Below are 13,312 nucleotides of genomic sequence, written 5' to 3' on the forward strand. Positions count from 1 at the left end.
ATCCGGGACGGACTGCCGCGGCACTATCGGCACCATGAAGACGATCTGCCGGCCCTGCGGGGCTCACTCGACATGGTGCGCCAGTTCACCCGGCATGCCGTCAATCCCTCGCGGCTGGCCTGCCGGTTCGATGCACTGACCGAGGACATCGCGCTCAACCGGCTCATCATGGCAGCGCTGACGCAGCTCTCGCGCCTTGCCCGGCACCCGGCCAATCGCCAGCAGCTTGGCGCATTACTGGATCTCTATGACGGGGTGTCAGCGATCACGCCCAGTGCCGGGCGAAGGGTGAAGGTTCTTCTCGACCGCACCAATCGCAAATGGGCCGATCTTGTCGCCCTGGCGCGGCTTGTTCTCTCCGGCCAGTATCAATCGACCACCCATGGCGGGCAGGCGGGCTTTGCGCTGCTGTTCGAGATGAACGCCCTGTTCGAAGCCTATTGCACGCGGATGCTCACCCGATCCCTCGCCGCAACGCCATACACGGTGAAGAGACAAGGCGGGCGGCGTTCCTGCCTGACCGATAATCGAACAGGTGCGCCGGTCTTCGAGACGCGGCCGGATATCCTCGTTCGCAGGGGCGATGACATCGTCCATATCATCGACACCAAGTGGAAGCGGATGGCGCGTCCGGACCGCGATCCGGATCCCAAGTGCGGGATGGCACAGGGCGATGTCTACCAGGTAATGGCCTATGCCGGGCTCTATGAGGTGTCGCGACTGACGCTGCTCTATCCGCACCATGCCGGGCTCGGTGAAGCCGACGGGGTCAAGGCCAGGTTCGGGATCAACCCGGGCCAGGCGCAGCTCGCCGTGGCGAGCATTGACCTGACCGATCCCGATACGATCAGGGAGCGACTGAGGCGCCTCGTGATCGACCAGGTCCCGGACCGCGGTTGAACCAGGGTGCAATGCGGGGGAAGTGGAACGGCGTCCACACTTAGGCGGCTGTCCTAGAAGTCCTCTTCCTCCTTGGCCTCATCCGGGTCGTCCCACCCCAGTTGAGCGAGCGTCTGACGCGCCCCTTCCTTCAGTCGGGTGCGGATCTCGACCAACTCGTTCTCTGGAGTCCATGGATGGCCCATTCGGGCGTGGTGCGGTATTTCACCGAAGTGCTTCTCGTAGAGCCAAATCGTGCGCCTGTAACGGGTGTTCTCGTTGATCGCATCCATGACATGTTTCGTGATCTCGTCAGCGAGTTCGCGCTTTCTGGGGTCTTCAGGGGATGCCTCGAGCTTGAACTTCTCGGCATAGGCCAGGACAAACTTCATCGCCTTGAGATCCCCCTGCATCGCCATGGCGGCCAACTGGCTCACCATCACGTCGAAGGTTGTGCCCTCAACCTCTTCACCATTGCGCTTGTAGGTCACGGTCTTTGTCATCTCGGCCCTGAACGCATCCTCAAGGCTTGGCTGTTTGGCGTCGGCGCCGTCGCTCTTTTTGGGCCGGCCCGAGGGATTGCCCGACTGGCCCTTCTGGAAGCGGGCATGTTTCGGGGGGCGGCCATAGCCAACCGCCGGCTCCTCGTCGGGATCGCTCTTGTCCCAGTCAGAACCGCTCATGACGCCGCCTCCAGGTCTGGCCCGCTGCCGTCAAGCGAGGCCGCCGGGTAGCCGTCCGGCAAGTCTCCCGGGTTGTCTTCCTCCAAGCCTTTCTGCGAGTCCTCCGTTTCCACCGCCAGCCGGTCTGCCGCCACTGCCTCGAACGTTTCCCCGGTATCACTCAGCATGGCCGTCTTGCCCGTGCGGGCCTGCCAGCGCCGGATGGCGGCATCGACATAAAGTGGATCAAGTTCCATGGCCCGCGCCTGCCGCCCGCTGCGTTCCGCTGCCAGGAGGATGGTGCCGGATCCCGCGAACGGGTCGAGCACCAACTCATTGTGGTTGGAGCAATCCCGGATCGCATCAGCAATCAGGCCCACCGGCTTGACCGTGGGATGGGTCGCCAGATCTTCATCCCGACCCCGGCCAAAACCGTTGGCGCCGCGATAGGCCCAGACATTGGTGCGATAGCGGCCGTGCTTGCCCAGTTCCACCGTGTTCACATGCGGGGCGGTGCCGGACTTGAACACGAAGACCAGTTCGTGTTGCGAACGATACAGCGTTCCCATCCCGCCCGTGCCCTTGTCCCAGACCACCAGGTTCTTGAACGCCTCGAACCGCGCTTCCCCGGCGGCCATCACCTCGCCGACATGCCGCCAGTCCATGAACACCATGACGATCGCCCCATCGACACTGAACGCGGCCAGGTTCCCGAATACCGTTTCGAGGAAGTCCGTGAACCCCGCCCGGTCCATCTCCCCGGCGGCCATGGCGAACTCGCGATGCCTGACCTTGCCAAGGCCACTGACATGGCCGGTGATCGGGACATTGTAAGGCGGGTCGGTGATCACCTGGCGCACCCGCTCATCCCCCAGCAAGCGCTGATATGAGGCCTCATCAAGGGCGTCGCCGCACAGCAACCGATGATCGCCGAGCTGCCACAAATCACCGGGGCGCGAGACGGCCCGCGCGTTGTCCCCTGGCCCGTCCCACTCATCATCGCCTTCCGGCGCGTCGGGTTTCGCGTCCAGCAACAGGTCGATCTCGGCGGTCTCAAAGCCCGTGATGGTGACATCGAAGTCGATGCTCGGATCGCTCAGAACCTCGATCTCTGAGGCCAGGATCTCGAGGTCCCAGCTGGCATTGAGCGCGATCTTGTTGTCCGCGATCATCAAGGCGCGCTTGTCGCGGTCACTCAGATGCCTCACCGTGATTGCCGGCACGGTTTCGAGACCAAGCTGCGCGGCGGCTGCCAGCCGGCCATGGCCTGCGATCAGAACCCCGTCCTCATCGACCAGCACCGGGTTGGTAAAGCCGAACCGCTCGATGCTGCGCGCGATCTGCGCCAGCTGCCTCGCACTGTGGGTTCGGGCATTGCGCGGATGCGCCGTTAACTCGGACGTCTTCTTGTAAGCAATCTTCAGGGTTGATCTGGGCACAACCATCCTCCTCGCCGAATGAGACATTCGTCGTTTCAAAAGCCGATGAAGATGCTGGTGTCACACATCTCGCGAAGGGAAACCGAAGCCAACCTGTGTGCAGCATGACGCGCCTGCGCCGGCCCAGTTGATCGGATCAGCTTCCCGTGCCACCCTGGTACCGATTAACCGCTTCCAAGGTGACGGCCCAATTTACCGCCTCGGCCCAATCCGGACAATCCGACGGGAGGGAAACGGTTTTCCAAGTTTGAAAAGAGTCCGACTCGTGGAGCGTTCTGAAACTTAGAACAGTTTTCTAACGTCGGCCCGGTTTGCCATTTTCCAGGTTCTGACACGGAAAGTGGCCAAGGCGAATCGGGTGGCGTGATTCTTGGAGCCCAATTGGCCGAGGTAGCAGGCGGCTAATGGTTTCGGCGCGCCTCAAACAAATCGCCCCCAGACCCGAAGGCCTGAGGGCGGAACAGTTGACGGTGTGGGCGAGAGGTCCTGCGCACACCTGTCGTCAATGGCGTCAGAGTGTGTCCGAGAACCTGTCGACGGTGAGTTTGATCAGCGCGTCGAACGCCGTCATGTCGCCGGAGAAGATGTTGAAGGTGTGATCAGCGTCCGGAATGATCTGCTTGTCCGCATTGTCCGACGAAGACGCCGCGGCAAGGATCGCGTTCGTGACGGCGGGGTCGACGACGGTGTCGTTGGCGCCCGCGATGGCCAGAACCGCCCCGTCATAGGAGCCCAGCTCCTCGGCGATGTCGATGTTTCGCACCTCTTCGAACCAGTCGATGGAGACATTGAGCGGCGTCCGCCACTCGAATTCCATGACGGCGAAGCCGTTTTCCTTGGCTTCCTCATACAGGTCGGTGCCAAAGCCGGACATGTCGAGCGCACCGGCCCAGGTCACAAGGCTGCTGATTCCGGGATTGCGGCCAGCCGTCAGCATTGTCACCGTGCCGCCCTGGCTCCACCCCAGCACGCCAACACGGTCGTCTGCGGTCTCATCCAGACCGCGCATATAGTCGATGACACTGAGCCCGTCCTGCATGCCGCCGGTGAGCGTATATTCGGTGTAGTCGACCTCGCTGTCGCCATTGCCGGCAAAGTCGAAACGCGCGCTGGCGATCCCGGCTTCGGCCAGTTTCGGCGCGAGCAGATCATAGCCATTGCCTGCCTCGTGCCGGTTGGATCCGGTGCCGTGGAACATGACGACGAAGGGGAAGGGGCCGTCGCCTTCCGGCAGGGTCACCGTCGTCGGGATCTTGTGCGTCGCACCATCGATCATGACCACCTCTTCGCCCGCCTGGGCCGAGAACGGCGTGGCCAGTAACGTCGCGCAGAGTACTGTTGTTAGTGCGGCAGGGTGCAGGTTCATCTGGGTTCCTCCATTTGTCTTCAGGCTGGCGATTGCAGCAGTGCTGAAAATCTAACCCAACACCGGTCTGGCGACGAGAGGGTGTTTTCTTTCAGCCCATTGTTCCGGGCAAGAACAGGACGATGGCAGGAAAAGCGATGATCAGGGCGAGGCGCAGGATGTCCGTCAGAACGAAGGGGGTAACCCCTTTGAAGATGCCGACAGGGTGGGCCTCAGGTGCGATCGAGTTGATAACGAATATGTTCATGCCGATAGGCGGCGTGATCAGCCCGATCTCGACGGTCATCACCACCACGACACCGAACCATACCGGATCGAAGCCAAGCTGGGTGACGACGGGGAACACGATGGGCACGAGCAGGATGATCATCGCCATCGCATCGAGTACGCAGCCTAAGATAAGGAACACCGCGAGGATGATGAGAAGGGTGCCATAGGCGCCCAGATCCATCGCGACGAGGAATGCCGTGATCTTCTGCGGGGTTTGGGTGACGGCAAGAAAATAGCCGAACAGCAACGCGCCGATCAGGATGACGAAGATCGCCACGGAGGTGCGCAGCGCCTCGACAAGGCTCTCGGTGATCTCGCGCCAACCGAGCCGGCGCCGCACGATCCCGATCAGCCCGGTCAGAAAGGCCCCGGCGGCGGCCGCTTCGGTGGGGGTGACGACGCCGAAATAAATGCCGCCGATGATCGCGGCGAACAGGATGAGGGTGGGGCCGAGTTCGAACAGGGATCTGAAGGCCTCCGGCCAGGGCGTCTTGTGTCCGGCGGGCGCCGAGCGGCCATAGATGATGCGGACCGCGGCCATATACATCACCATTGCCAGAAGCCCGGGTACGATACCCGCGATGAACAGTTCGCCCACATCCTGCCCGGCGATGAAGGCATAGACCGCCAGCACCACCGAGGGCGGAATGAGGATGCCCAGCGTACCGCCGGCTGCAATGATCCCGGTCGCCATATTGGTGGGATAGCCATAGCGCTGCATCTCGGGCAGTGCGACCTTGGTCATCGTGGCGGCGGTCGCGACCGAGGAGCCGCAGATCGCCGCGAACCCGCCGCAGGCCCCGATGGTGGCGAGCGCCAACCCGCCCCTGAACCGCCCGAGCCAGGCTTGCCCGGCCCCGAACAGTTCCCGCGAGATGCCCGAACGGGTGGCCAGCACACCCATGAGCACGAACATGGGAATGAGGCTCATATTGTAATCGGTGATGGTGCGGATCGGGGAGATCGCCAGAAGGTTGAGCGCCGGGCCGGTGCCCGCGATCATGGCGAAGCCGCCAACCCCCACCAGCCCCATGGCCACCCCGATGGGCACGCGCAGGGCCATCATCACGAACAGGGCGGCGAAGCCCCCGAGCGCAGTCAGATCGGCAAGGCTCATGATGCGTTGGTCTCCGGTGCGGCGCCGGCTTCCGCTTCGAGGGCCTCGGCTCGCCCCGTGACGATCAGCACGAGGCGGATGGCCGTTGTCAGCACCGCCGCTGCCGCGCCGCCCCATGTCAGGGCGACGAAGGGCCACACAGGCAGGCGCAGATCGAAGGTCGTCTCGCCGGAGAAATAGGCGCTCGAGACGCGCGAGAACATCATATAGGCGAGTAGCGCCGTGAAACCGAGCAGCACCAGTGCCGCAAAGGCGTCGACCAACCGGCGGGCGACCGGCGGCAGGATGTGCGAGATCAGGTCGACACTGATATGCCGCCCTCTGAAACCGAGCGCCGCAAACCCCCACATGATCGTCGCGCCCATCAAAAGGCGCGCCAGATCGAAGCTGTCGGGAATGGGCGAGGTAAACAGATACCGCCCCATGACCGAGACGAAGACCACAATGGTAATCACCGCCAGCATCAGGCCGGCGACCGTTTCGATGGCTTTGGCGACGGTTTCGAGGCGGGCGAGAATGCCCGGCCTTGCGGTGATTGCCATGATGGACTCCATAGGGTTGGGGCCGCGATTGCCCGCGGCCCCGTTCGTTCATTCGTAGAGGGCGCCGGCGGCCTTCAACTCGTCCACCAAGCCCTGATAGACGGTGTCGGCGTCATAGCCCTTCGCGGTCACATCCGCCTTCCAGGCATCGAGCAGGGGTGCTGCGGCATCCTGCCAGGCCTTGACCTCTTCGGGGGTCGGCTCATGCAGGGTGTGATCCGGGGAGGCAATAGCCTTTTCGCGGCCCTCATCCTCGAAATTGGCCCAGCCGAAGGCGACCTTTTCGGCCCATTCGCTTGTGCAATGGGCGTCCATGACGGCCTTGTCCTCGTCCGACAGGGCCTCATAGGCGGCCTTGTTCATCCCGGTGATGAACGGGGTCGTATAGATCGGCATGTCGAGGTGATAGGGGGTCACCTCGTCGATCCCGTAAAGGAACAGCGAGCCCCAGGGGAAGGTGATGGCGTCTGCCGTCCCCTTTTCCAGCGCGTCGCGGGCAGCGGGCGCAGAGACCTGGACGCTGGCGCCGCCGAGCGATGCCACGAGCTGGCCGATGGTTGCGCCGGCGGGGCGGACGGTCTTGCCGTCGATATCGCCGGGCACCGCGATCGGTTCCTTGGAGTGCAGCGTGCCGGGCGAATGCAGATAGGCCATGCAGAAATGGATGTCGCCCATCTCCTTGTCGGCGTAATTGCGGTACCAGGCATCGAAGGCGCGGGTGCCCGATTTTGCGTTGGCGATCAGGAACGGGATTTGCCCGAGCGCGATCACGGGAAACCGGCCGGCCTGATAGCCGGGCGCGATATAGGCGAGATCGGCAATGCCGTCGCGCGCGATATCGTAATGGTCGAGCGCCGACCCGAGCTGTTCGGAGGGGAACAGGGTCACCGAGATGCGGCCCTCGCTCGCTTCCTGGATCGACTGGATCCACGGCTCCCAGCCCGTCGGCTGCAGCGGGTGGGTGGGCGGTGCCCAGGTGGAAAATCTGAGATCGGCAGCATGGGCGCCGATCGGGGCCGCAATGCTGGCGGCGAGGAGCGCGGCAAGCCCCAGTTTATCCGGTTTCATGGTGGAAACTCTCCCTTTGGTTCGAGGTTTGTCTGCCCGATTTCAGTTTGGGGGTAGCCTCGCCGGCGGAGCCGGATCGGCCTTCACACTGGGGCCTATTCGGCCTTGCCCCCGGTCAGTGATTCAACAAGCTTGTTCACGGCGACGGTCGCGCCCTTGCCGGCTTCATTGCCATAGATCAGCCGGGCAAGCTGGCCGCCGAGATAGGGATGCAGCCCCAAATCGTAGAGGCTGCGGAAGTCCCGTGCCTCGAGCGCCTTGCGCTCCGCTTCGCGCAGCGGATAGCGGTCGAGCACCGCCGCCTCGTTGGCCGCGAACTCGTCGCGCAGAGGCGGGTTCCATTTGAGATCCTGAATGAGATCGTGGGTCGCGAGCGAGGGGTCGAAATCCTTGAGGTCCATGATTGCTCTCCTTAGGTCACCGGCTGGTCGAGATGCCAATGCACCGCGCCGACCCCGCATTTGAAGTCCTTGTGAACGACATAGCCGAAGCTCTCGCCGCGATGCGGGCCGATGGCCCCGAGCACCACGATCCAGGCCAGCAATTCGGTCGTTCCGCCGACCCCGGCCTTCTCCATGCGCTCGATGGTCAGTTCGGACAGCAGCTTTTCATGATCGCCCGAGGCGCTTGCCTCGAGGAACCAGCGGTCGAACTCCTCATCGATGAAATAATAGCGCGCACCGCCCGGCTCGTGGCTCAGTCCGCCTGAACCCAGAAGCGCGATCCGCATGTCCGAGGGCAGGTCCTCGCGGATGAAATCGCCCAGCGCCTTGCCCGCCTCATAGCTCTTGTACTGGTCGGGGAAGGGCGGAACCGTGCAGTTCTGCAGAACCGGTACCATCGGGATCGAACCGTCATTGAGATCGGTCAGCAGCACCGGCACCGAGATATTGTCGTCGAAATAAAGGTTCTCATGCTGGGCGAACATGCGGATGCCGCGCCGGTTGAGGCCGTGAAACAACTTCTCGGCGAGGTCCCGGTCGCCTTTTACCGTGTAGTCGTCGCACCCGATCCAAGGCTTGAACCATTCATGCGGCCCCGAATGCTCTTCCGCCATGCCGATCAGGAAATCGGGATAGGCCCGGACCCGCGAATTGGCCAGATGGTCGTTGGCGAACACGATCAACGCGTCCGGCTTCGCAGCGCGGATACGCTCCGCAAGTGTGCGATAGGTGTGGATCACCACATCTTTCACGTCGTTGGGCGCGGCTTCGAGAAGCCCGATCAGTCCCGGCGCGTGCGGTGCGCCCGCGGCAAACACGATTTCAGCCATGTCATCCTCCAGATGCGAGGTTCAGGTTACGAATGATTTTCCAAAATTTCAAGATTTTGGAAAAGACGATCACTGGGTGGAGCGCAGCCCCTGCAGCCACGAGGCGGCTGCGTCATATTCTGCTCTGACCGCGGCGCTCAGCGCCGCCGCGCGCAGAAAGCCGTGGATCAGGCCGCGCCCGGGCCTCAAGGTGACTTTCGATCCGGCCTTCTCGAGTTTTTCGGCATAGCGGTGTGCGTCTTCGCGCAACGGATCGTGCTCGGCGGCGATAATCAGGGCAGGGGGCAGGCCGCCGGCATCCGTAACTCGCATGGGGACGGCTCGCGGGTCGCGCCGCATGTCCGGTTCTGGGCAGTACTGGTCCCAGAACCACCTCATCTCGGCAGCCTTGAGAAAAGGCGCCTCGGCTTCCCCGATATAGGAGGCGGTCAAGAAATCCGTGTCGAGGCAGGGATAGAACAGTAACTGCCCCGCGGGGCGGGCGGTATGGTCGCGATAGTGAATGCTCAGCGCGGCGGAGAGATTGGCTCCAGCGCTGTCGCCCCCTACCGCGATCGCGCGGGGCGCGATACCGAGATCGGCGGCATGGGCATTCACCCATTTAAGCGCTGTCGCGGCATCCTCAAAGGCGGCCGGAAAGGGATGTTCGGGCGCCCGCGCATAATCGACGCTGATGACGATGGCGGGCGTCTGCGCGCTCAGCGCGGCGGTCACGATGTCATGGCTGTCGATGCTGCCGACCACCCAGCCGCCGCCATGAAAATAGATGAGTGCGGGCAGGGGTTTGGCGGCATCCGGCGTGTAGACGCGCAGTTCCACCGTTCGGCCATTCGAGCCGGGAATGCGGTGCGAAGCCGTGATCAGCCCCGGCGCATGGGGCGGACGGGCCGCCGCCGCCAGCGTCTCTACGCGCTCGCGCCAGACATCGAGCGGCAGCGTGATCGGCGATTGGGGCCAGGCGACATCGAGCCCCTTCACAAAGGGGTCAAGTTCGGGATCGATGGTCATGATCGGCGTTCCGCATCGAAGATGGCTTTGGGCAGGCGAATGTGGATGCCGCTCGAACCGTTAACGATCTGGGTGACCATGAGATCGCCCTGCAGCGAACAAAGCGCATAGGCATCAGCATCCGCGAGCCCGTATCGCACGCCAACAAGCGAGATCATATCTGTCAGCGCCTGGCGGGCCGCGGTTTTGAGGTCCGGATCGAAGCCCATGGTGATCAGATGGGTTCCGGTCTCGGCGCGGGGTCGGTGCAACGCCTCTCCCTTGATCACCGAAAGGGTCAGCACCGCGCGCCGCGCGGCCGTCTCGAGGCCCGTCTGGGAGACCTCTCCGCATCCCTGCGCGGCATGCGCATCCCCCAGATAGAAGCCGGCGCCTTCCTGCCACACGGGCAGGAAGAGCGTCGACCCGGCGACAAGATCCGGGCAGTCGATATTGCCGCCGAACTCACCCGGCGCCGAGGAAGGGTGAGGTCCCTCCCTGGCTGGGGCAACGCCCATGACCCCGAGAAAGGGCCTGAGTGGAATGGTGACCGCGTCATAGAGGCGCGTCGTCATGGTCTCGGTGTCGAGATCGAAATGTACGAGATGCCCCTGGGGGAACCGTTCGGCCAAAAGGCCCCTGCCGCCGCCCGGCGGCACCAGGTTGAACCCGTGATCGATGAGTTCGATCCGTTCGATATCGATTCTCAGCGTGTCGCCGGGCATGGCGCCCTTGATGGCGACGGGACCGGTCAGGGCATGGGGGCCGCGCCCCTGATGCGCTTTGCGCAACGCCTTCACCGCTTCAAGGTCGAGATCGGGCCCCGCCCGGTTTCCCCACATCGCCCATGTCTCCGCCTCGACCGTATCCCCCGCCTCGACGGTCATGACCGCCGGGTGATCGCGGTCGATGACGCCGTGGAGAACGGTCTCGGGCCGGGCGGGGAGGAAGTGTTTGGCCATCAATACTCTCGACGCGACAGGAACAGACAGGGATAAGGCGGACAGGGATTAGGCAGGCAGGGCACAAGCAGACAGAGACAAAACGCAGACAGCGACAAATTCGGCTTCGGGCAGAAGCAGGGTTCCAGGGAGCAGGTCTCCCAAGAGCAAGTCCCCAAGACCAGATCCCGGAGCAGGCTCCAGGCCCGACAGACAGGACGTTCGCATTGTTTTCCAAAAAAGTCAAGATTTTCCAAAATTCAACATTGCTTGGCAAAATTGGGCACTGGGTCTATATCTTCCAAAACGAAACGCCGCATGCGGCGCCCCATAAACCCGGAGTGTGTGATGGATGAGAGCAATCCCCGGTCCGAAAGCTGGGGGCCGCGTTTGCGTCTCGCCCGGGGTGTCGAGCCACGGACCCAGGCCGGCAAGACGGCCCAGCGGCTACGGCGGGACATCATCCGCAACACGCTCAAGCCGGGCGAACGGCTTCCCTTCGATCAGACACGGCAGGCCTACGGGGTCGGTGTCAGCCCGCTGCGCGAAGCGCTGTTCCAGCTTGCCGCCCAGGGGCTTGTCGTTCCCGAAGGGCACAAGGGCTTCATGGTCGCCCCGATTTCCCTAGGCGAGATGCTCGATGTGTCCTCCATGCGGGCCATGCTCGAATCCCGCGCCATCCGGCATTCGATTGAACAGGGCGACGAGGAGTGGGAGATCGGCGTCGTGACCGCCTATCACCGCCTGCACAAGGCCTCGACCCATCTCGAGGCGGTCGGCACGGATGCCGCGGAGCGCGCTCAGGCAGAGGACGACTGGGAATTGCGGCACCGCGAATTCCATTTCGCCCTGTGCAGCGCCTGTGGATCGCCCTGGCTGCTGCATTTCTTCGAGGAGCTATACGATCAGCTCGAGCGCTATCGCCGCCACTACTGGCGCTATCCCCAGCGGGTGACGATCGCCGACGCCGAACACGAGGCGATCATGAAGGCCGCCATCGAAAGGCAGGCAGAGAAGGCCGCGAGCCTGCTTGATGCCCATTTCCGCAATCAGGCGGAGGTGACCCTGGCGATGGAAGACGAGACCGTTCCGGTTCCCGACCTCGCCATGGGGGCCTGACAACGTACGATATCGTTGAGAGCCGCAATCTATCTCGTCGCTGCGCCACTCTATTCAGATCACGCCGAGGGCTGTCATGGCGTCAGCGACCCTGACAAAGCCGCCAATATTGGCGCCGGCCACATAGTCGCCGGGCAGGCCGTATTCCTCGGCGGTCTGCGCACACAGATCGTGGATGTCCTTCATAATCTCTGCGAGGCGCGTCTCCGTCTGCTCGAAAGTCCAAGAATCGCGCGATGCATTCTGCTGCATTTCGAGGGCACTTGTTGCGACGCCACCGGCATTGGCGGCTTTGCCCGGCCCGAACAGCACCGATGCGTCTTCGAACAGGCGCACGGCTTCGGGCGTGCAGGGCATGTTCGCGCCTTCCGCGACCGCTACGACACCATTTGCGATCAGTGTTCTGGCATCCCGCCCCGTGAGCTCGTTCTGCGTTGCCGCGGGAATGGCGATATCGCAGGGGACATCCCAGATCGAGCCGTCGGAACAGAACTCGACATCACCGCCCCTGAGCTGCGCGTAATGCGCCATCCGGCCTCTGCGGCGCTCCTTGATGTCCTTGAGAAGCGCCAGATCGAGCCCGGCGGGATCGACGACGTAACCGCCCGAATCCGAGCAGGCAATGACCTTGCCGCCCATCTCGATGGCCTTCTCTATCGCGTAGATCGCGACATTACCGGAACCCGACACCGACACCGTCCGTCCGCCGAGATCCGTGCCCCTTGTCTTCAGCATCTCGGCGAGAAAATAGACAGCACCATAGCCGGTTGCCTCCTTGCGCACGCGTGACCCGCCCCAGCCGAGGCCCTTGCCGGTCAGGACCCCGGATTCGTAGCGATTGGTCATGCGCTTATACTGGCCGAACATGAAGCCGATCTCGCGCTGCCCGACCCCGATATCGCCGGCAGGCACATCGATATATTCCCCCACATGCCGACAGAGTTCGGTCATGTAGGATTGGCAGAACCGCATGATCTCATTCTCGGAGTACCCCTTGGGGTCGAAATCCGACCCACCCTTGCCGCCACCGATGGGCATGCCGGTCAGGGCGTTCTTGAACACCTGTTCGAAGCCCAGAAACTTGACGATGCCGAGATTGACGCTGGGGTGGAAGCGCAGTCCGCCCTTATAGGGGCCGAGGGCGGAGTTGAACTGCACCCGGAAGCCGCGATTGATCCGGACACTGCCTTCATCGTCCACCCAGGGCACGCGGAAGATGATCTGCCGTTCGGGTTCGCACAGGCGCTCGATCAGCCCGGAATTCGCATAGTGGGGGTGTTTGGCGACGACGCGGCCGAGGCTGTCGAGGACCTCGCGCACGGCCTGATGGAATTCGCCTTCTCCGGCATTGCGCCTGAGGACCTGTGAATAGACAGGACCCAGCACGTCGTCAGAAACACTCATGTTGATTCATAACCTTTTCGTTGGGAAGGTCGGCGCCATCACCGCCGGAGAGCGCCAGACCGGAAGAGGGGCGGGCGACCCGGATGTGCCGGATCGCCCTGTCAGGGGTTTGACGGGATTGCGGGGGAGGTAACCGCCGTCATTCACCCTGACGAACCGAGAGGACGGTCAGCCGGAGATGGCGGCCGTCACGGGCGGTCCAGGGAATGGTCTGACCCGCGCGCAGGCCGATCAGGGCCGCGCCG

13 protein-coding genes are annotated in these 13,312 nt (G+C 63.2%); 2 read left to right on the forward strand and 11 right to left on the reverse strand.

Going from position 1 to position 13,312, the window contains the following annotated elements:
* Positions 1-900 (forward strand): McrC family protein (locus G489_RS20085; protein WP_035872442.1); only part of this gene is annotated, 900 nt, incomplete at its 5' end.
* A 53-nt stretch (positions 901-953) separates the two neighbouring features.
* Here the strand turns inward: G489_RS20085 and G489_RS21855 are convergent.
* From G489_RS21855 to G489_RS0110710, 10 genes are all read right to left on the reverse strand, one after another.
* A complete protein-coding gene (locus tag G489_RS21855; protein ID WP_029041536.1) occupies positions 954-1,562 on the reverse strand; it encodes a DUF5681 domain-containing protein in 609 nt (202 codons plus the stop codon).
* Complete coding sequence (locus tag G489_RS20095) at positions 1,559-2,980, reverse strand: site-specific DNA-methyltransferase (RefSeq protein WP_245578881.1); 1,422 nt, start codon at positions 2,978-2,980, stop codon at positions 1,559-1,561. Before G489_RS20095 ends, G489_RS21855 begins: the two co-directional genes overlap by 4 nt.
* Before the next feature lie 511 nt (positions 2,981-3,491).
* Positions 3,492-4,346, reverse strand: coding sequence for an alpha/beta hydrolase family protein (locus G489_RS20100; protein ID WP_051332536.1), 855 nt, complete (start codon positions 4,344-4,346; stop codon positions 3,492-3,494).
* Positions 4,347-4,437: 91 nt separating this feature from the next.
* Complete coding sequence (locus G489_RS0110680) at positions 4,438-5,733, reverse strand: TRAP transporter large permease (protein ID WP_029041537.1); 1,296 nt, start codon at positions 5,731-5,733, stop codon at positions 4,438-4,440.
* Positions 5,730-6,275, reverse strand: coding sequence for a TRAP transporter small permease (locus G489_RS0110685; protein WP_051332537.1), 546 nt, complete (start codon positions 6,273-6,275; stop codon positions 5,730-5,732). The genes G489_RS0110680 and G489_RS0110685 overlap by 4 nt, the downstream gene beginning before the upstream one ends.
* Positions 6,276-6,323: 48 nt before the next feature.
* The gene (locus tag G489_RS20105) at positions 6,324-7,343 is read right to left on the reverse strand and encodes a TRAP transporter substrate-binding protein (RefSeq protein ID WP_035872443.1); all 1,020 of its coding nucleotides are present in this window, start codon (positions 7,341-7,343) and stop codon (positions 6,324-6,326) included.
* Between the two features lie 95 nt (positions 7,344-7,438).
* A complete protein-coding gene (locus G489_RS0110695) occupies positions 7,439-7,744 on the reverse strand; it encodes a hypothetical protein (protein WP_029041539.1) in 306 nt (101 codons plus the stop codon).
* An 11-nt stretch (positions 7,745-7,755) separates the two neighbouring features.
* Positions 7,756-8,616 (reverse strand): DODA-type extradiol aromatic ring-opening family dioxygenase, encoded by an 861-nt coding sequence (locus tag G489_RS0110700; protein WP_029041540.1) that lies wholly within the window; start codon positions 8,614-8,616, stop codon positions 7,756-7,758.
* Positions 8,617-8,685: 69 nt separating this feature from the next.
* Positions 8,686-9,624, reverse strand: a complete 939-nt coding sequence (locus tag G489_RS20110; protein WP_051332538.1) for an alpha/beta hydrolase — start codon at positions 9,622-9,624, stop codon at positions 8,686-8,688.
* Positions 9,621-10,565: an acetamidase/formamidase family protein gene (locus G489_RS0110710; protein ID WP_035872446.1), complete on the reverse strand. Its 945-nt coding sequence runs from the start codon at positions 10,563-10,565 to the stop codon at positions 9,621-9,623. Before G489_RS0110710 ends, G489_RS20110 begins: the two co-directional genes overlap by 4 nt.
* A 327-nt stretch (positions 10,566-10,892) precedes the next feature.
* Between G489_RS0110710 and G489_RS20115 the strand changes: the two genes are divergently transcribed.
* Entirely contained in the window at positions 10,893-11,663 is a 771-nt protein-coding gene (locus tag G489_RS20115) for a GntR family transcriptional regulator (RefSeq protein ID WP_051332539.1), read from the forward strand.
* A gap of 54 nt (positions 11,664-11,717) precedes the next feature.
* Here the strand turns inward: G489_RS20115 and gdhA are convergent, their stop codons facing one another.
* The gene (gene gdhA / locus G489_RS0110720; RefSeq protein ID WP_029041542.1) at positions 11,718-13,067 is read right to left on the reverse strand and encodes an NADP-specific glutamate dehydrogenase; all 1,350 of its coding nucleotides are present in this window, start codon (positions 13,065-13,067) and stop codon (positions 11,718-11,720) included.
* Between the last annotated feature and the right edge of the window lie 245 nt (positions 13,068-13,312).

Origin of the sequence: Cucumibacter marinus DSM 18995 (assembly GCF_000429865.1) — a bacterium.
GTDB lineage: Bacteria > Pseudomonadota > Alphaproteobacteria > Rhizobiales > Devosiaceae > Cucumibacter > Cucumibacter marinus.